Origin of the sequence: Citrobacter sp. RHBSTW-00881, from assembly GCF_013728515.1 — a bacterium.
In the GTDB taxonomy this organism is placed as follows: domain Bacteria; phylum Pseudomonadota; class Gammaproteobacteria; order Enterobacterales; family Enterobacteriaceae; genus Citrobacter; species Citrobacter braakii.
Window position 1 is genome coordinate 1,288,333 of record NZ_CP056269.1, and the last position, 18,389, is coordinate 1,306,721.

Sequence of the window (18,389 nt, forward strand, 5' to 3'; positions counted from 1 at the left end):
TCGGTATGAACGCAGATTATCAAACCGCTGGGTTCCGTGTAACCACAGTAGGGCGGTTTCAATTGTGGGGGTCTACAACCGGAGGGCAAAACGCCTGTGCGCGAACTTAACCGAAGGTTCAAAGACCACCGCGGAGTGCAAGTCCGTGTTATCCGCTGGGAGCCAGAAACACAGCGTGTTATCTACCTGCGCGATGGCTACCCACACGAATGTTTCAGGCCGCTTGAGCAGTTCAGGCAAAAGTTCAGGGAGATAACGGACGATCATGAGCACTAAATTAACCGGCTACGTATGGGATGGTTGCGCAGCGTCGGGCATGAAGTTGTCTAGTGTCGCGATCATGGCTCGCCTCGCTGATTTCAGCAGCGATGAGGGCGTGTGCTGGCCGTCCATTGAAACTATTGCTCGCCAGCTTGGCGCTGGTCCGAGCACCATTAGAACAGCAATCGCTAAGCTTGAAAAAGATGGCTGGCTCACGCGTACACAGCGCCGTAATGGTAACCGTAATGCATCGAACGTGTACCGCCTGAATGTGGCGAAACTTCAGGCTGCCGCATTTTCTCAACTGTCAGATTCTGACACGTCAAAATCTGACGCATCAAAATTTGACACCTCAAAAACTGACCCGTCGAAATCTGGCAAAAACAGCGGTTTTGACCCGTCAGAATCTGGTGGGGATCCGTCAGTAAAATCAAAACAAGATCCACAAGTAACTTCAAAACCCTTTTGTCCGGTTGCGGCGCAACCAGACCCTGAGGTTGTGATTACTGATCAGGCCAGACAGGTCTTGTCTTACCTGAACCAGACAACTGGCTCACGCTACCAGGTATGCAGTACGTCGCTGGAGAATATTCGCGCCCGTCTTCGGGAACAATTCACGGTTGATGACCTGTGCCTGGTAGTGGATTACAAAAATGCCGATTGGCGTGATAGCGAGCAGGCGCAATACCTCCGCCCGGCAACTCTGTTCATTCCAAAAAACTTCCCTGGTTACCTGCAAAGCGCGACCAAATGGTCCAGTGCTGGCCGGCCTGAACGCGTTAACGGCAAATGGGAGACTAACTCAGCCAGCCGCGCAAACTTCCAGAGTGTTGATTACTCACTGCCAGAAAATTCGGGGTTCCGTTCATGATGACCAATAAATATTGCCAGGCGCTGGCGGCACTGCGTAGCAAACCAGCTCACGAATTGAAAGAGGTTGGCGATCAGTGGCGGACACCGGATCTGCTTTTTTGGGGGATCAACGCGCTATTTGGTCCATTAGTTCTGGACTTGTTTGCTGACGACGACAACGCGAAATGCCCGGCATGGTACACCGCCGAAGATAACGCGCTGACCCAGGACTGGTCTGAACGTCTGGCAGAACTGGGTGGCGCTGGCTATGGCAACCCCCCGTATATCCGTTCTCAGTACCACGAGAAACAGGCGATCACCGGCATGACGCACATCATGAACTACGCAACAGCCCAGCGCGAAAAGGGCGGGCGTTATGTATTCCTGATAAAAGCTGCGCCGAGCGAAACGTGGTGGCCGGAAAATGCCGATCACATCGTATTCATCCGTGGGCGCATTGGGTTCGATCTGCCTGTGTGGTTTGTCCCTGCTGACGAAAAACAGAAGCCCACCAGTGCGTTTTTTGCCGGTGCCATAGCTGTATTCGATAAGTCGTGGCGTGGTGAGCGGTTCAGCTATATCAACCGCACAGAACTGGAGGCAAAAGGTCGGGCATTTATGGCGCTGGCTCAATTCGCTGTTGGCAAAGAGCAGACAATTGCAATGCGGGCACCCCAAGAGCCAGTCATACCATCGGAAACTGAGTCACGTATCTGGCCTCTCGAGGTTGGTCTGGTGTTTAACCAGGTGGAAGGCGTTGACGTATTGAGTGAGGCTCAGCAGAACAAACTGAAAGCCAATATCAATCAACTCTGGCTGGAGCGGACGGCCACCAGCGAAATCATTACTGCAGTTTCTGAACTTGTTCGCAATATGCGGGGAGAGGCCGCATGAAACTGGTCCTGCCTTTTCCTCCGAGCGTGAACACTTACTGGCGCGCCCCTAACAAGGGGCCGCTGGCCGGTCGTCACCTCATTAGCGCTGATGGTCGTAAATACCAAAGTGCTGCCTGCGTGGCGATCATTGAGCAATTACGACGTCTCCCGAAGCCATCGACTGAACTGGCAGCGGTAGAAATCACTCTGTACCCGCCGGATGCGCGCCGCCGGGATATCGATAATTACAACAAAGCCCTGTTTGACGCGCTGACGCATGCGGGTGTCTGGGAAGACGACAGCCAGATTAAGCGCATGCTGGTGGAATGGGGGCCGATAGTACCGAAGGGAAAAGTTGAGATAACCATAACGGCATATAAAAAAGAGGTGGTTATATGTCCAGCTGTGGGTTGAATATTGGTCAATATGGCAGTAATGTCGGAAAGTGCAAGCGAAACGGGCGTGCAGGCCCTTCGCAACAATCAGAGTATGGAGATAATATGAGCAATCATCATGTTATGGGCGCTGCTACGCCCAAAAATAGCACTTCATCAGTAATTTCCGTTAATCACTCATCGGTGCCGGTGATCACTTATCGCAATCAGCGCGTAGTGACTACGGAATCTTTAGCAAGCGGCTACGGTACAACAGCGCAAAACATCACGAATAACTTTAACCGCAATAAAATACGTTTTGTTGAGGGTAAGCATTACTTTCGAATTGAGGGTGATGAAGTCGAAAATTTGCGCAACTCTTTCAGCAGTGTGCAAATATCATCAAAGGCTCGCAGCCTTTATCTTTGGACTGAGCGCGGCGCCTCCCGCCACGCAAAAATGCTTGAAACCGAATTAGCCTGGGACTTCTTTGAACAGCTTGAAGATCATTACTTCAATCTTCGTGAGGTCCACGGTGTCATGCTGCCGAATATGTCTGATCCAATAACCCTGGCGCGTGCGTGGGCGGATGCCATGGAGGCAAAGCAGCAAGCTGAGGCGCTTACCCACCAGCAAGCCGAATATATCGAGCATCTCGAGAGCCTATTCACTGATGGGCTTTCCCCGGTACAGTTCTGTAAACGTCTGAATGGTGTTAATACCTCAAAAATTAGCGCCTGGCTTGTTTCGATGAACTGGTTATATGACGACAATCCGGAAGGACGCAGCGCACAATGGCGTGTCCGGTCATACGCGCGTGATAAATACCTCACCGAGAAAAGCAGCAAAGTCTCTCCAAATTCAACAGTCAGCTTTACCACCTATCAGCCTGTTCTTCTCCGGGATGGAGCCATCTGGATCTACAAAAACTACCTGAAAGGGAATCTTCCGATGAAGGTGACCTGGAACGGGAGCTTCACCCACGATAAAGAACTGGCTGGTGGCGACAATTGAGGGCATTACTCACACCTGAAATAGCCCCCCGTATGGGGATTGTGTTGTTTCGTCCCGGCGCGGAACTGATGCATCTCTTCATGCGCGGTCGCGTTCTGCTCGAGCCTGAACCAGAAGAAATGGCGTCATTCAGTACCGGGGCTGTTCCCGCAGTCATTCAGCCACTGGCTGATGATCCGGTAATGCGGAAGGTCTTCGGGAATGAGCGGGTTATACAGCGTGCCGGTGGGCTTCCTTCCCTTGAGCAGTGGCTGAGTTCTCGGTTTGAATGCCAGTGGCCACATTCATCGTGGCACGACAAGAACTTCACAACAATGCGGCACTCACCAGGAAGCATTCGCCTGTGCTGGCATTGTGATCACACTTTGTCCGGGCAGCATACCGAACAGCTTGCAGGTATAGCGGCCGGTAACCTGGTATCCTGGATTCTGGAAGTCATTCGGCGTGATTCTGGTTTTCCCGAGTCGCATGTACTGACGCTTCCTGAACTGTGCTGGTGGATGGTCAGGAACGACCTGGCTGATGTAATACCGGAAAGCGTTGCGCACAAGGGGCTACGCCTTCCGGATGAAAACATCCGCTCTGTCATGAGGGAAAGCGACATTGTGCCTTCTGCGTCTGCAACCAGCCTCGTGCAGGAGAAGGCGAAGAAGATCCTCACGCTCTCTGTTGATCCGGAGTCGCCAGAGTCTTTCATGCTCAGGCCAAAACGTCGCCGCTGGGTAAATGAGACGTACACCCGCTGGGTTAAAACACAACCCTGTGAGTGTTGCCGACGGCCAGCAGATGATCCGCACCATATCGTAGGGCACGGTATGGGTGGTACAGCAACAAAAGCCCATGACCTCTTCGTGATCCCTCTGTGCAGAGAGTGCCACGACGAGTTACACGCCGATGTACCGGCATTCGAGCAGAAGCATGGTACGCAGCTTGAGCTGCTACTGCGTTTTATGGATCGGGCGCTGGCGATCGGCGTAATTGCGAAAGCTTAAGTGTATGGAGAAGAAAATGCGAGATATGTATGAAGTAATGGATTTGTGGGGTGCCTGGGCAGCAGCAGAGAGTAGTGGCGTAGACTGGCAGCCGATTGCTGCGGGTTTCAAAGGGCTATTACCTTATGGAAAAAAATCACGGCTTCAATGCGATGATGACGAAGGGGTTATGATAGATGGATGCGTAGCGCGCTTGAAAACTCATAATAAAGATAGCTATGAGTTGGTAATCGCTCACTTTGTTGTCGGATTATCTTTAAGGGCCATAGCAAAAAAAAGAAAGTGCTGCGATGCGACCATCAGGAAGGAGCTACAAACAGCACTTGGATTTATTGACGGCGTACTTTGCATGATGCATTAATTTTTTTGATGCAACATATTTTTAATGTGCTCGCGGATTAATATCAAGGAATTCATTAAAAAACATATGGTTAGCAATGCTAGCCATATGCATACAACAGATAAAATACCATAGTCGGCCAACCCAACAGTAAACTGAGCTACAGCTGTTAATATGGATAACCAAACAGATATGTTGATAAATGATGATAAGGTATCTAGAGGTTTCAATAACTCCATTTCATCTATTTGTGCATCCAAAGCTAAATTTTTGCTTGTTAAAAATTTTTCTTTATATCGATCAGTTGTAAATAATTTATCTTTTAGATTAACTATGACAAAGGTATGTAATGAAAGGAGCAAAGAACCAACAGATATAAAACCTGAAAACAGATACCCGCGTATTGAAGTCTGATAAAATGCGAAAAAGGCTTTTCCTTGATGGTGTGTGAGGTTCAGATAGAAAAAAGTCATTATAGCAATAACGATCCAGGAGATTATGAGCAATCCCCATATCTGTGCTTTAAAGCTTAATCTTATAAACTTATCAATTAAATTCATTTTTCTTTTTGCCATTTTCGATTTCATCCTTTATTAAGGATATTATAGCATTGTTAACATAGTTGTCATTCTTAAGGCCATTTACGGATTGGGCGATAGTATCAAAATCATACTCACTAAAGAAGCAAGGGGAATTGATAAGGTCAATTAATCGTTCATTTTTTGAATGGTCAACTACGGTTACAACACCTTTGGAGATATCTTTGATTTTTGTTACCATTTGATTAATGCTATTTGCAATTTGTCCAACCTTTGGTTTGTCACTATCACTGATGTTAAAGGTGACTTCAGTATTTCTTGTGAATTGCTCAATGCCTATCATTTCTGATTTAGTGAAATCAACAGAATCAAATTTAAATGTTGCTGATTTTATTTGACTAAAGCTTGTTAGCATTGATACCAAACTGGATTTATCAATTATTACTTTAAATTCCAGGCGTTGTTCATATTTCTTATTAATGTTATCAACTTTGGTTTGATCTGGGTTTTTTCCTAGTGCAGATATCTCGTTACGTATTTTTTTTCTAATTACAAAATTGCTATACGATTGCCATGAACTGAAAAGGCTATTTAATGAGCAAGAACCGCGGTAATATAAATATAGGCCCTTTAAACTTTTTTTATTTATGCAGAAAAAATTAAAATTAACAAGTTTGTCATCGCCCTTTAAATCCTCGACTTTTATCTCAAACATTCCATTTTTTATTGTTGAAAGACAGTTTTTTGTTTGGTTTTTATATGTAAGTACAAGCCCTGAGTAATAATTACCATCGTCAGAAAGAAGAATTTGCCTATCAAAGTCTGCGCGTTTAATTTCATGTGTTGATTGCTGAATAAAATAATTAATAATATCAGCAATTTGAATGTTTTTATTTTTATTGATAATTGCAAATCCTTGGCTTTTTATCTTCATTGTCTCATCGCTTTAGTTGTTATGTGCTATGTATGCCGTGTCAGCGGCGACGATGTAACTGTATAAAAAAATTAACGCGTACGCAAAAACTTATGTATTGTGATAAGAGCTGTCACAAAGGCACAAGCTTATCAAGCAGCAAAATGAGTGTGATTCAAATCTTGGATGGCACTTCTATCTCGCTGTGTAAATGGGCGGCTGGAGGGTGTTGTAGCACCCTACCAGCCATCAGCTCATGCTTTCAGGTCACAAGCTAACCAAGGCCCACTGCTTTAGCGCAAAAGCATAGTGAGCCTATCAGAGTAAAGCTTACTGATCTATGAAAAATACTGTAAAAATAAACAGTGTTGAGTTAATCAACGCTGATAGCCTGCATTACGTCGCCACCCTCCCGGATAACTCTATTGATCTGATAGTTACGGATCCTCCGTACTTCAAAGTGAAGCCCAACGGCTGGGACAACCAATGGAAGGGTGACGAGGACTACTTACGCTGGCTTGATAGCTGTCTGGCTGAGTATGCTCGCGTTCTTAAACCTGCTGGCAGCATTTACCTGTTTTGCGGTCACCGACTGGCCTCAGATATAGAGATTATGGTGCGTGCCCGGTTCAACGTTTTGAATCACATAATTTGGGCAAAACCATCAGGCCGCTGGAATGGATGTAACAAAGAAAGCCTGCGTGCGTACTTTCCATCTACGGAACGGATTTTGTTTGCTGAGCACTATCTTGGGCCGTACACAGGTAAAGAGGATGTTTACGAAAGGAAAATCACAGAGCTAAAACAGCACATTATGACGCCGCTGATTGATTACTTCCGTAATGCCCGTGAATCACTGGGTGTCAGCTCGAAAGAAATAGCTGAGGCAACAGGAAAGAAAAACATGGCGTCACACTGGTTTGGTGCAAGCCAATGGCAACTACCAAATGAAGTGGACTATAGAAAATTGCAGGAACTGTTCACGCGGATCGCTATCGATAAGCACATTCAGCAGAAGCTTGAACATCCTCACCACCAACTGGTAGCTACCTATCAGTCATTAAACCGCAAGTATTCAGAATTGCTGGAGGAATACAAAACCCTCCGGCGCTGCTTCTCTGTTTCCGCTCTTGTTCCGTATACCGACGTATGGACGCATAAGCTTGTTCAGTTTTATCCAGGCAAACATCCATGCGAAAAACCTGCCGACATGCTGAAGCAGATCATTAGCGCCAGCAGCAGACCAGGGGATATCGTTGCCGATTTCTTTATGGGCTCTGGTTCAACTGTGAAAGCTGCAATAGAACTTGGTCGTCGGGCGATCGGGGTAGAACTGGAAGCTGACAGATTTATTCAGACCACCGAAGAGGTGGAAAAGCTGAACAAAACATAACGATCATCACGCCCCTGTGGATGTGGTGATTACCATTTTCAGGCACCGGGAATCATCCTTACTTTTATTTGAACAAAAGAGCCCGGTTGCCTGATTCCACATCCCCTCATTTCTGAGAGGAATCACAGCAATTAAGAGGGGGCTAAATGTCCGATCCGATTTCCGGTACTGGGCTGGCTGGTGGTGTCCTGACGGGGGCCAGCGTCTATGGATTTCTGTCCGGAACCGATTACGGCGTGGTGTTTGGCGCGTTTGCCGGAGCTGTATTTTACATTGCAACCACAGCGGACCTGAGTGCAGCGCGCCGACTGGCATATTTTCTGGTTTCGTATATCGCGGGGATCCTTTGTTCCGGGCTGGTGGGTTCAAAGCTGGCTCAGGCTACCGGCTACAGTGATAAACCACTGGATGCCATTGGCGCCGTAATCGTTTCTGCTTTAGCCGTCAAAATCCTGACGTTCCTGAATAATCAGGATGTCGGCTCGCTGGTGGCGCTGATAACGCGCCGGGGAGGTTCAGGTGGTACAAAATGACCCATCGGCAACTTTTAATGCATTGCTTTGTGCTGGGGTAGTGTTAACCCTGATGTTTTACCGTCGCGGCGACTCGCGACATCGACCGTGGATATCTCGTTTAGCGTGGCTGCTTACGGTTATCTACAGCGCCGTTCCGCTGGCGTATCTGTGCGGTATTTACCCGTACTCATCATGGGCCACTATCGGGGCCAACTTTATTTTCCTGTCCGTGCTGGTCGCCGTAAGAGGCAACGTGGCACGTCTGGTTGATCATCTGAGGCACTAATGAACCAATCACAATTTCAGCAGGCGGCTGGTATCAGCGCCGGGCTTTCTGCACGCTGGTTTCCGCATATTGATGCGGCAATGAAAGAGTTTGGAATCACAGCAGCTAACGATCAGGCCATGTTCATTGCACAAGTTGGGCATGAATCTGCTGGTTTTACCTCGCTGGTCGAGAGTTTCAACTACTCGGTAGACGGGCTGAAGAAAACCTTTGGTAAACGCCTGACACCGTATCAGTGTGAAATGCTGGGGCGTGTCGATGGTAAGCAGGTGGCCCACCAGCCGCAAATAGCCAATCTGGTTTATGGTGACCGCATGGGGAATAACAGCCAGGGTGATGGCTGGAAATATCGTGGTCGTGGCCTGCTTCAAATCACCGGCCGCGAGAACTACGCCAAATGCGGAGCGGCGCTGAAGCTTGATCTGATCAGCACACCAGAGTTGCTGGCAAAGGAGAAGCATGCAGCCCGTTCTGCTGCATGGTTTTTCACATTACGTGGTTGCCTGATGTATTCAGGTGATGTTGTCCGTGTCACGCAGATCATCAACGGTGGCCAGAATGGACTGGCTGACAGAAATAGTCGTTATAACAAAGCGCGGGCGGCGTTGCTGGTATGACAGCGGCCTTTGCTTTCGTTAAGGCGCGGTGGAAAACAATCATTGTTTTGCTGATGTTGGCTGGTGCATTTCTTGCTGGGAACATCTGGAGTGAGCGGGGCTGGCAAAAGAAGTGGGCTGACCGTAATAGCATGGAATCTTCACAGGAAGCGAACGCGCAGACTGCCGCACGCTGGATTGAACAAGGGCGCATAATTGCCCGTGATGAGGCTGTAAAAGATGCACAAGCACAAGCCGCTAAATCTGCTGCCACTGCTGCTGGTCTGTCTGCCACTGTTAGCAAGTTGCAGCAACAAGCCAAAAAACTCGCTACCAGCCTGGACGCCGCAAAGCACACCGCAGATCTTGCCGCTACCGTCCGAAGCAAAACAACCAACGCCGACGCCAGAATGCTCGCCGACATGCTCGGAGATATTGCAGCAGAAGCTAAGCGATATGCTGGAATCGCTGACGAACGCTACACCGCCGGGATGACGTGTGAACGTATTTACGATTCGGTGAGAGAGTCAAACAACAACCCCATAGCCTCGCAATAGCGGGGCTGTTTTATGATCACTGTCAATCATGAAAATGATAACCATTACCATTTTGGCGGGTCCTCCTGGCGGGGCGGCCTGCCACGGGGCGGCGTGCTCGCGGAAAACGGCTAGTTTTTCGGATCTAAGGTCATCATCATCATTTGCGCAGGTTATTGATCTCATTAGAGGCGATTTCGTGCAGATGTCGAATCGTTTAAAAAGTGTTCACCATCATGGACCAGGAAATTGCCGCTTTAAAACTGAACATCAACCAGCTGGCGGGGATCACTGGCGTACACCGTCAGACGGTTGCCGCTAGGCTGAAAAATATTGAACCGGCACCAGGTAGCAACAGCAAATTAAAGCTTTACCTGATCACCGACATTCTGACCGAACTGATGATCCCTACTGTGTCAGCCAATATCGATGACATGCCGCCATCGGACAGGCTTTCCCACTGGAAAGCTGAGAATGAGCGACTTAAGTTTGAGCAGGACACGGGGCAGCTCATTCCCGCCGATGAAGTTGCGCGCGAATTCTCATTGATGGCGAAAGCGGTCGTCATGGTACTTGAAACCCTCCCTGATGTACTTGAGCGTGACTGTGCATTAACGCCTGTTGCGGTTTCTCGCGTGCAGAGCGTTATCGATGACCTGCGCGATCAGATGGCGGAGAGGGTACAGGATGCTGAAGCAGAGGAGGAAGAGCCAGAGGAGGACTGATGGCAAAGCGGGCATCAGCCAGAGGCATCCGCCGCGATGTTTCCGGTATCTTACGTGCCCCGCGTCGAATGCAGGTGGCCGATGCGGTCAGTACTTATATGCGCGTGCCAATGGGGGCGGGTAACTCCGTTCCATGGGATCCGGATCTGGCACCTTACGTGATTGAACCGATGAACTGTCTGGCATCACGTGAATATGACGCGGTGGTGTTTGTTGGTCCGGCGCGAACCGGTAAAACCATTGGTCTGATTGATGGCTGGATTGTTTACAGCGTTGTCTGTGATCCGGCTGATATGCTCCTGATTCAGATGACTGAGGAAAAGGCGCGCGAGCACTCCAAAAAGCGTCTTGATCGTACATTCCGTTGCAGCCCTGAAGTGAAATCCCGACTGAGCCCGCGGCGTAATGATAACAACGTATATGACCGCACGTTTCGCGCCGGGAACTACCTGAAAATCGGCTGGCCATCGGTCAATATCATGTCCTCATCGGACTATAAATGCGTGGCACTGACCGACTATGACCGTTTCCCGGAAGACATTGACGGGGAAGGTGACGCCTTTTCACTGGCATCAAAGCGAACAACAACGTTCATGTCGTCAGGTATGACACTGGTTGAGAGTTCGCCGGGCCGCGACATACGTGACACAAAATGGCGCCGTAGCTCACCGCATGAAGCACCTCCTTCAACGGGGATTCTGGCGCTGTACAACCGTGGTGATCGCCGTCGCCTTTACTGGCCGTGCCCACATTGCGGTGAATATTTCCAGCCTGAAATGGACAATATGACAGGTTACCGCGATATCGCGGACCCTGTTCAGGCCAGCGAGAAAGCCTGTCTTCAATGCCCTGCCTGTAAAGAGCACATCACTGCGGATATGAAGCGTTCGCTCAATATGAAAGGGAAGTGGCTGCGGGATGGGCAAACCATCGACAACGATGGTGTTATCACTGGGGAAGGGCGACGCTCGCGCATTGCCTCCTTCTGGATGGAAGGCCCTGCCGCCGCGTACCAGACCTGGGCGCAGCTCATCTATAAATTTCTTACCGCTGAGCAGGACTATCAGGCCACTGGCAGCGAGGAAGCACTGAAGACGGTAATCAACACCGACTTTGGGCGTCCGTATCTTCCTCGCTCCAGCATGGAACAGCGCAAAAGTGAACTGCTTGAGCAGCGTGCGGAGGTTGTACCAAAGCGCTCTGTTCCGGACGGGGTTTGTTTCCTTATGGCGACTGTCGATGTTCAGGCGGGGCGCAACCGGCGTTTTGTTGTTCAGGTTACTGGCTACGGCAGCATGGGAGAGCGCTGGCTGGTGGACCGCTACAATATCAGGCAGTCGATGCGCTATGACGCCAATGGCGAGAGCCAGCAGATTGACCCGGCAAGCTATCCGGAAGACTGGGATTTATTGCTGACCGATGTGTTTAACAAAGCCTGGCCAATGGCATCGGATCCGACTAGGTGTATGCGGCTGATGGCGATGGCCGTTGACTCCGGCGGTGAGGATGGTGTGACCGACAACGCTTATAAATTCTGGCGTAAGTGTCGTCGTGAAGGACTCGGAAAACAGATTTACCTGTTCAAAGGCGACAGTGTCCGCCGATCCAAACTTATCTCCCGAACCTTTCCTGATAATACCGGACGTTCAAGCCGACGGGCACAGGCTTCTGGTGATGTCCCGCTTTACTTGATCCAGACCGATGCTCTGAAAGACCGGGTGAACAACGCTTTGTGGCGTGATTCACCAGGCCCTGGCTATGTGCATTTCCCTGACTGGCTCGGCAGCTGGTTTTACGATGAACTGACCTATGAGGAGCGATCGACTGATGGCAAATGGAGTAAGCCGGGACGTGGTGCAAACGAAGCATTTGACCTGCTGGTCTACGCTGATGCGCTCGCCATCCTCCACGGCTACGAGAAAATCAAATGGCCCGCTGCTCCTGAGTGGGCGAGGCGGGAAACCTGGCTGGAGAACGCGCCGCCGGAAGCTGGCGAAGCGGCATCCCAGACACCAGAACCAGTACCCACCAAAAAACGGAAGCGGAAAAAGCCCGTAACCGATGATTCTAACCCCTGGAGTACATCAGGAGGATGGTTGTGAACCGTGTTGATATTGAAGCCATGATCCAGCGATATACCGAAGCCGAAATGGCGGTGCTGGATGGCAAAACTATCCGTTTCAATGGGCAGGAAATGACGATGGAGAACCTGTCTGAAATCCGAAAAGGGCGTCAGGAGTGGGAGCGTCGGCTCTCTTCTCTTATTTCTCATCGCCGCGGGCGACCCGGTTACCGACTGGCGAGGTTTGAATGAGCCTTTTAGATGATGCGATTGGGGTCTTTTCGCCAGGCTGGAAAGCAGCCCGTCTGCAGGCGCGCGCGAAAATCAGGGCATATGAAGCAGTTACCCCGACCAGAACGCACAAAGGGCGCCGTGAAAATCGTTCAGCTGATCAGCTCAGCAAAATGGGGGCGGTATCACTGCGGGAGCAGGCCCGGTGGCTCGATAACAATCACGATCTGGTGATTGGGGTGTTCGATAAGCTGGAAGAGCGAGTGGTTGGGAAAGCCGGAATTATTGTTGAACCCCATCCCAAACTGATGAACGGTAAAATCGCCAAAAAGCTGGCAGATCAGATCCGTAATAAATGGGCAGAATGGTCTGTCAGGCCTGATGTCACGAACCAGTTTACCCGCCCGATGCTTGAGCGCCTGATGTTGCGCACCTGGCTGCGGGATGGCGAAGTGTTTGCCCAGCTTGTCAGTGGAACCGGGAATGGTCTTACGCCAGCAGCCGGTATCCCTTTCTGGCTTGAAGCGCTTGAACCCGATTTTATTCCCATGAACAGCGATGCTGCCAGCCAGCTTAATCAGGGGGTATTCGTCGACAACTGGGGCAGACCAATGAAATATCAGGTTTATAAAAGCCTGCCCGTTTCAGGCCGTCAGCTTGATACCAAAGAAGTGGATGCGGAAAACATGCTGCATCTTAAATTTGTCCGCCGTCTGCACCAGACCCGGGGCGTATCGATGCTATCCGGTGTACTGATGCGTCTGAGCGCACTTAAAGAGTATGAAGATGCTGAGCTCACCGCCGCACGTATTGCTGCTGCGCTGGGTATGTACATCAAAAAGGGAGACGGGCAAAGCTTCGAAGAGAGTAACAGTTCTTCCGATGATGATGATCGGGAAGTGATGATTCAACCAGGCATCATTTATGACGATCTGAAGCCTGGTGAAGATATCGGCATGGTGAAATCTGACCGGCCCAATCCTAACCTTGAAACCTTCCGTAATGGGCAACTTCGCGCTGTCGCAGCAGGCAGCCGACTCAGCTTTTCAAGCACAGCCAGAAACTACAACGGCACCTACAGCGCGCAGCGGCAGGAACTGGTGGAATCAACAGATGGCTATCTCATTTTACAGGACTGGTTTATTGGCGCGGTGACCCGGCCAATGTACCGCGCCTGGCTGAAAATGGCGGTGGCCGCTGGCGAGATTAAATTACCCCGCGGTCTAGATATGGAGTCGCTGTACTCGGCGGTGTATTCCGGCCCTGTTATGCCGTGGATCGATCCGGTTAAAGAGGCCAATGCCTGGAAGTTACAGATCCGGGGCGGAGCGGCAACGGAATCCGACTGGGTCCGCGCCAGCGGACGTAACCCGAACGATGTGAAGGCGCGCCGGAAGGCAGAGATCGACGAAAATAAAGAGATGGGGCTGGTGTTTGACACTGACCCTGCTAATGACAAAGGAGGCACAAGTGCCGAAGCCAAAGAACCGGGCGCACCACCGTCCGAAAGCCAGCGCAAAAAGTAATTCCTGGTTTCGTATGCAGGCCAGCGCCGACAACGAAGCAGATATTTATATCTACGACGAGATCGGCTACTGGGGGGTGACGGCGCGCCAGTTTGTGAATGACCTTAAGGCGCTGGGCGACATTACCCATATCAACCTTCACATCAATTCGCCCGGTGGCGATGTCTTTGATGGCATAGCCATTTTTAATGCCCTGAAGCATCACGGCGCGGCGATCACCGTTCACATTGATGGTCTGGCAGCTTCAATGGCTTCGGTGATTGCGATGGTTGGCAACCCGGTAATTATGCCGGAAAACACGATGATGATGATCCATAAACCATGGGGATTTGCGGGTGGTGATGCCAACGACATGCGGGATTATGCCGATCTGCTGGATAAGGTCGAGTCTGTCCTGATCCCTGCCTACGCGGAGAAAACTGGAAAAACGACCGAAGAAATCGCCGCCATGCTGGACGATGAAACCTGGATGGACGGTAAAGAATGCTTAGAGCATGGCTTTGCCGATCAGGTCACTACCTCTCTGCAGGCAATGGCCTGTATTCAATCAAAACGTATCGAGGATTTTGAAAAGATGCCAAACAGCATTCGCAACATGATCACCCCACCGCGCAATACCACTGCGCGTGAGCCACAACAACCTCAGCCGCAGGTGACTACGCCTCAGCCGGCAGCATCAGATGAAGCGACAATCCGTGCTCAGGTTCTCGCCGAGCAAAAGAGCCGCGTAAATGGTATCAACGATCTCTTTGCGATGTTCGGCGGCAAGCATCATGAGCTGCAGAATAAATGCATTGTGGATCCTGAATGCTCTGTCGCTCGGGCTAAAGATGAACTGCTGGCGGTGCTGGGCAAAACTGCCACCCCGTCGAATAAAACCACGGATGCGCATATTTACGCCGGGAACGGTAACTTTGTTGGAGATGGTGTCCGCCAGGCGCTGATGGCGCGCGCGGGCTTCGAGAGCATGGAGCGGGACAACGTCTATAACGGCATGACGCTGCGCGAATATGCCCGTATGGCGCTGACCGAGCGCGGCATCGGCGTTTCCAGCTATAACCCGATGCAGATGGTCGGTATGGCACTGACACACAGCACGTCTGACTTCGGTAATATCCTGCTCGATGTTGCTAATAAAGCGTTGCTGCAGGGCTGGGAGGAAGCGGCAGAAACTTTCGAGCAGTGGACTAAGAAAGGCCAGTTGTCAGACTTTAAAACGGCACATCGTGTCGGTCTTGGTGGTTTTTCTTCCCTGCGCCAGGTTCGCGAGGGGGCTGAATATAAGTATGTGACCACCAAAGATAAAGGTGAAAGCATTGCGCTGGCCACCTACGGGGAAATCTTCTCTATTACCCGTCAGGCGATCATCAACGACGATCTGAATCAGTTAACCGATGTACCTATGAAGATGGGCCGCGCGGCAAAAGGGACGATCGGCGATCTGGTGTATGCCGTTCTGACCGAAAACGCGAAATTGTCTGATGGCAAGCCGCTGTTCCATGCTGATCACGGCAATATCTCCGCAGGCGCGATTTCTGTAGCCAGCCTTGATGAAGCGCGCAAGATGATGCGTCTTCAGAAAGAGGGAGAACGTCCCCTGAATATTCGCCCGGCATTCATGCTGGTGCCAGTCGCGCTCGAAACCCTGGCAAACCAGACGATCAAGTCTGCCAGTGTGAAAGGGGCGGATATCAACGCCGGTATCATGAACCCAATTCAGAACTTTGCTGAAGTTATCGCGGAGCCGCGTCTTGATGCAAAAGACACCAGCGCCTGGTATCTGGCCGCCGCTAAGGGCACAGACACCATCGAAGTGGCTTACCTGAACGGCGTTGATACGCCGTATATCGATCAGCAGGAAGGTTTCACTACCGACGGTATTGCCACCAAAGTGCGCATCGATGCCGGTGTATCACCTCTGGATTATCGCGGCATGGCGAAATCAACCGGGAAATAATTCCTTCCACTCAAGCAGCACATCACAGCCCATCAGGGCTTTTTTGTATCTGAATTCGGCCCCGTATGGGGCTGGATGGAGACTGAATTTATGGCGAAGAATTTTGTACAGCATGGCAAAACTATTGAGATTGCCAACACGGGCAGCGTTGAGATCCTGAGTGGTTCGCCGGTGATGGTGGGGAAAGTCGTGGCGATTGCCATTACTGATATTGCGGCAGGCCAGACGGGAGACGGTTTTACCGAAGGTGTTTTCCTGCTGCCTAAGCTGACTACCGATGCGATCACCATCGGTGAGCAGGTTCATATCAAAGATGGAAAAGTGCAGAACGACGCGACAGGTGCCGATCTGGCTGGGGTTGCCTGGGAAGATGCTGCTGCCAGTTCCGCAATTGTAGCCGTGAAAATCAATGCCTAATCCCTTTGACAGACTTGTCAGCCGCATGGATGCGGTCACGGTGAACAAAATGGGCAAGCCAGCGACCATCAACGGGGAGCCCATGATTGTTATTCCGGCTGAGTTTCTGGAAGAAATGGGGCCTTTGAGCGGAACAGGGCGATCGCTGGTGGTGTTTACTGCAGGATACAGGCCGCGTCGTAATGACGTGGTGATTTTTGAAGGGGAGGAATTCCATCTTACCCGTCACGAACGCTTTAACGGCAAACCGCGCATCTTTATCGAGTAAGCAGGAGGGAGTATGTCGATTAAGGGGCTGGAGCAGGCCATTGCTAATCTGAACAGCATCAGTAAAAGAGCTGTACCGCGCGCTTCCGCCCAGACGGTGAACCGTATCGCCACGCAGGCGGTCAATCGCAGTGTGTCCGCTGTCGCGAAATCAACCCGCGTTCCCCGAAAACTGGTCAGGCAGCGTGCACGGATACGTCGGGCTACGGTGGAGAAGCCGCGCGCTCTGATTCGCATAAACCGCGGGAATCTTCCCGCTATCAAACTGGGACCATCCAGTATGCGTCTGTCACGGCGTAAACGTGATAAGCCAGGTACGAACAGTGAGCTGCGTGTGGGGCGTTTTCGTTTTCCCGGTGCCTTTATTCAACAACTGGCAAACGGTCGCTGGCATGTCTTGCGGCGTACCACAAAGAGTCGGTATCCAATTGAAGTGGTCAGTATTCCCCTTTCCGTTCCTCTGACCGAAACGTTCCGGGCTGAAGTGCCAAAACTTATGGACGAACGTATGCCGCAAATTATGCGACAAAATCTGTCTAACCAACTGAGGCTGATCCTTAAACGATGAAAAACAGTGATATCCGCAAAGCCGTACTAACCGCGCTCCAGCGCAATATCTCAGATGCAGTGACATGGTTCGATGGTCGTCCTGGGTTTCTGGATGAGCAGGATCTTCCGGCGGTTGCGGTTTACCTTTCTGACGCCCGAGCCTCGGATGAAAGTGTTGATGAAGATATGTGGACAGCCGTGCTGCATGTTGAGGTGTTTCTAAAAGCCACGGCTACAGACAGTGCTCTGGATTCCTGGATGGAGGACCGCATCTATCCGGCAATGGCTGATGTTCCCGAACTGGCAAATCTTCTCGAATTGATGGCGGCTCAGGGGTATGACTATCAGCGCGATGAAGAGGCCATGACGTGGGGATCTGCCGACCTCAGTTATTCCATCAGCTACATTATGTGAGGACGTAATGACTACACCAAACCCACTGGCGCCGGTAAAGGGTGCCACCACCACACTCTGGATTTATTCCGGGTCGGGCAACCCGTTCGCTAACCCATTATCGGATGTTGACTGGACGCGCCTGGCAAAGATTAAAGACCTGCAGCCCGGTGAACTGACTGCCGAATCAAACGACGACACCTATCTGGATGATGCGGATGCTGACTGGACGTCCACTTCACAGGGCCAGAAATCGGCGGGGGAGGCCAGTTTTACGCTGGCCTGGAAACCTGCCGAGAGCGGGCAGCAGGATCTAGTTCGCTGGTTTGATGACGGTACCGTGCTGGCGTACAAAATTAAATATCCAAATGGCGCCATCGATGTGTTCCGTGGCTGGGTAAGCAGCCTGGGTAAAACGGTGACGGCAAAAGACACCATTACCCGTTCTGTCAAAATCAGCAACAACGGCAAACCAAGTCTTGCTGAAGACAGCGCTGCTGCAGTGATTGACGTAACCGGCGTCAGCCTGGATAAATCGACCACCACCGTTGCGGTTGCTGCCACCACCACGCTGAATGTCACCGTGGCGCCAGCCAGCGCAAGCGATCCATCTTTCCGGGCCACCACCACGGATGCAGGTAAAGCCACGGTGACTGTCGCTGGTACAGTGCTGACGGTAACCGGCATTTCCGCCGGAACCGCCGACATTATCGTGATGACCAACGACGGGCTTTTTGTCGCGACCTGTAAAGTCACCGTTTCCTGACTTCCGGGGC

24 protein-coding genes are annotated in these 18,389 nt (G+C 50.9%); 22 read left to right on the forward strand and 2 right to left on the reverse strand.

Annotation, left to right across the window (positions count from 1 at the left end; genetic code table 11):
• Window positions 1–96: 96 nt before the first annotated feature.
• From HV311_RS06115 to HV311_RS06145, 7 genes are all read left to right on the forward strand, one after another.
• Window positions 97–276, forward strand: coding sequence for a DUF4222 domain-containing protein (locus HV311_RS06115; protein WP_071681479.1), 180 nt, complete (start codon window positions 97–99; stop codon window positions 274–276).
• Entirely contained in the window at window positions 266–1,132 is an 867-nt protein-coding gene (locus HV311_RS06120; RefSeq protein WP_047722330.1) for a conserved phage C-terminal domain-containing protein, read from the forward strand. The genes HV311_RS06115 and HV311_RS06120 overlap by 11 nt, the downstream gene beginning before the upstream one ends.
• Window positions 1,129–2,007, forward strand: coding sequence for a phage N-6-adenine-methyltransferase (locus HV311_RS06125; protein WP_191220852.1), 879 nt, complete (start codon window positions 1,129–1,131; stop codon window positions 2,005–2,007). Before HV311_RS06120 ends, HV311_RS06125 begins: the two co-directional genes overlap by 4 nt.
• Entirely contained in the window at window positions 2,004–2,402 is a 399-nt protein-coding gene (locus HV311_RS06130; RefSeq protein WP_000780154.1) for a RusA family crossover junction endodeoxyribonuclease, read from the forward strand. The genes HV311_RS06125 and HV311_RS06130 overlap by 4 nt, the downstream gene beginning before the upstream one ends.
• Before the next feature lie 86 nt (window positions 2,403–2,488).
• Complete coding sequence (locus HV311_RS06135) at window positions 2,489–3,376, forward strand: ORF6N domain-containing protein (RefSeq protein ID WP_326928881.1); 888 nt, start codon at window positions 2,489–2,491, stop codon at window positions 3,374–3,376.
• Window positions 3,373–4,368 carry a DUF968 domain-containing protein gene (locus tag HV311_RS06140; protein ID WP_191220853.1) on the forward strand — a complete coding sequence of 332 codons (996 nt, stop codon included), beginning with the start codon at window positions 3,373–3,375 and terminating at the stop codon, window positions 4,366–4,368. Before HV311_RS06135 ends, HV311_RS06140 begins: the two co-directional genes overlap by 4 nt.
• 16 nt (window positions 4,369–4,384) lie before the next feature.
• On the forward strand, window positions 4,385–4,729 hold the full coding sequence (locus tag HV311_RS06145) for an antiterminator Q family protein (protein ID WP_191220854.1): 345 nt from the start codon (window positions 4,385–4,387) through the stop codon (window positions 4,727–4,729).
• Here HV311_RS06145 and HV311_RS06150 read toward each other — a convergent pair.
• The gene (locus HV311_RS06150) at window positions 4,726–5,283 is read right to left on the reverse strand and encodes a hypothetical protein (RefSeq protein ID WP_326928883.1); all 558 of its coding nucleotides are present in this window, start codon (window positions 5,281–5,283) and stop codon (window positions 4,726–4,728) included. The two genes, HV311_RS06145 and HV311_RS06150, sit on opposite strands and share 4 nt — an antisense overlap.
• Window positions 5,255–6,181 (reverse strand): hypothetical protein, encoded by a 927-nt coding sequence (locus tag HV311_RS06155; RefSeq protein WP_191221226.1) that lies wholly within the window; start codon window positions 6,179–6,181, stop codon window positions 5,255–5,257. The genes HV311_RS06150 and HV311_RS06155 overlap by 29 nt, the downstream gene beginning before the upstream one ends.
• A 319-nt stretch (window positions 6,182–6,500) precedes the next feature.
• On the opposite strand from HV311_RS06155, the gene HV311_RS06160 reads away from it, so the two are divergent.
• The 15 genes from HV311_RS06160 to HV311_RS06230 all read left to right on the forward strand — a co-directional run bounded on the left by HV311_RS06160 (window position 6,501) and on the right by HV311_RS06230 (window position 18,379).
• Complete coding sequence (locus HV311_RS06160; RefSeq protein ID WP_191220855.1) at window positions 6,501–7,553, forward strand: DNA-methyltransferase; 1,053 nt, start codon at window positions 6,501–6,503, stop codon at window positions 7,551–7,553.
• Between the two features lie 146 nt (window positions 7,554–7,699).
• Window positions 7,700–8,086 carry a phage holin family protein gene (locus HV311_RS06165; RefSeq protein WP_065944628.1) on the forward strand — a complete coding sequence of 129 codons (387 nt, stop codon included), beginning with the start codon at window positions 7,700–7,702 and terminating at the stop codon, window positions 8,084–8,086.
• A complete protein-coding gene (locus HV311_RS06170; protein ID WP_024160547.1) occupies window positions 8,073–8,354 on the forward strand; it encodes a phage holin family protein in 282 nt (93 codons plus the stop codon). The genes HV311_RS06165 and HV311_RS06170 overlap by 14 nt, the downstream gene beginning before the upstream one ends.
• Window positions 8,354–8,971 carry a glycoside hydrolase family 19 protein gene (locus HV311_RS06175; protein ID WP_047722322.1) on the forward strand — a complete coding sequence of 206 codons (618 nt, stop codon included), beginning with the start codon at window positions 8,354–8,356 and terminating at the stop codon, window positions 8,969–8,971. The genes HV311_RS06170 and HV311_RS06175 overlap by 1 nt, the downstream gene beginning before the upstream one ends.
• Window positions 8,968–9,507, forward strand: a complete 540-nt coding sequence (locus HV311_RS06180; protein WP_191220856.1) for a DUF2514 domain-containing protein — start codon at window positions 8,968–8,970, stop codon at window positions 9,505–9,507. Before HV311_RS06175 ends, HV311_RS06180 begins: the two co-directional genes overlap by 4 nt.
• Before the next feature lie 215 nt (window positions 9,508–9,722).
• A complete protein-coding gene (locus tag HV311_RS06185; RefSeq protein ID WP_137348429.1) occupies window positions 9,723–10,211 on the forward strand; it encodes a DUF1441 family protein in 489 nt (162 codons plus the stop codon).
• Complete coding sequence (locus tag HV311_RS06190) at window positions 10,211–12,313, forward strand: phage terminase large subunit family protein (RefSeq protein ID WP_191220857.1); 2,103 nt, start codon at window positions 10,211–10,213, stop codon at window positions 12,311–12,313. Before HV311_RS06185 ends, HV311_RS06190 begins: the two co-directional genes overlap by 1 nt.
• Window positions 12,310–12,525 carry a hypothetical protein gene (locus HV311_RS06195; protein WP_001082414.1) on the forward strand — a complete coding sequence of 72 codons (216 nt, stop codon included), beginning with the start codon at window positions 12,310–12,312 and terminating at the stop codon, window positions 12,523–12,525. The genes HV311_RS06190 and HV311_RS06195 overlap by 4 nt, the downstream gene beginning before the upstream one ends.
• Window positions 12,522–14,030, forward strand: coding sequence for a phage portal protein (locus HV311_RS06200; protein ID WP_191220858.1), 1,509 nt, complete (start codon window positions 12,522–12,524; stop codon window positions 14,028–14,030). Before HV311_RS06195 ends, HV311_RS06200 begins: the two co-directional genes overlap by 4 nt.
• The gene (locus tag HV311_RS06205; protein WP_191220859.1) at window positions 13,957–15,987 is read left to right on the forward strand and encodes a ClpP-like prohead protease/major capsid protein fusion protein; all 2,031 of its coding nucleotides are present in this window, start codon (window positions 13,957–13,959) and stop codon (window positions 15,985–15,987) included. Before HV311_RS06200 ends, HV311_RS06205 begins: the two co-directional genes overlap by 74 nt.
• A 90-nt stretch (window positions 15,988–16,077) precedes the next feature.
• On the forward strand, window positions 16,078–16,404 hold the full coding sequence (locus HV311_RS06210) for a DUF2190 family protein (RefSeq protein ID WP_008784475.1): 327 nt from the start codon (window positions 16,078–16,080) through the stop codon (window positions 16,402–16,404).
• Complete coding sequence (locus tag HV311_RS06215; RefSeq protein ID WP_008784476.1) at window positions 16,397–16,672, forward strand: DNA breaking-rejoining protein; 276 nt, start codon at window positions 16,397–16,399, stop codon at window positions 16,670–16,672. The genes HV311_RS06210 and HV311_RS06215 overlap by 8 nt, the downstream gene beginning before the upstream one ends.
• A gap of 12 nt (window positions 16,673–16,684) precedes the next feature.
• A complete protein-coding gene (locus HV311_RS06220; RefSeq protein ID WP_191220860.1) occupies window positions 16,685–17,239 on the forward strand; it encodes a phage tail protein in 555 nt (184 codons plus the stop codon).
• Complete coding sequence (gpU, locus tag HV311_RS06225) at window positions 17,236–17,634, forward strand: phage tail terminator protein (RefSeq protein ID WP_008784478.1); 399 nt, start codon at window positions 17,236–17,238, stop codon at window positions 17,632–17,634. The genes HV311_RS06220 and gpU overlap by 4 nt, the downstream gene beginning before the upstream one ends.
• A 7-nt stretch (window positions 17,635–17,641) precedes the next feature.
• Window positions 17,642–18,379, forward strand: coding sequence for a phage tail tube protein (locus HV311_RS06230; protein ID WP_155553803.1), 738 nt, complete (start codon window positions 17,642–17,644; stop codon window positions 18,377–18,379).
• The last annotated feature ends 10 nt before the right edge of the window (window positions 18,380–18,389 follow it).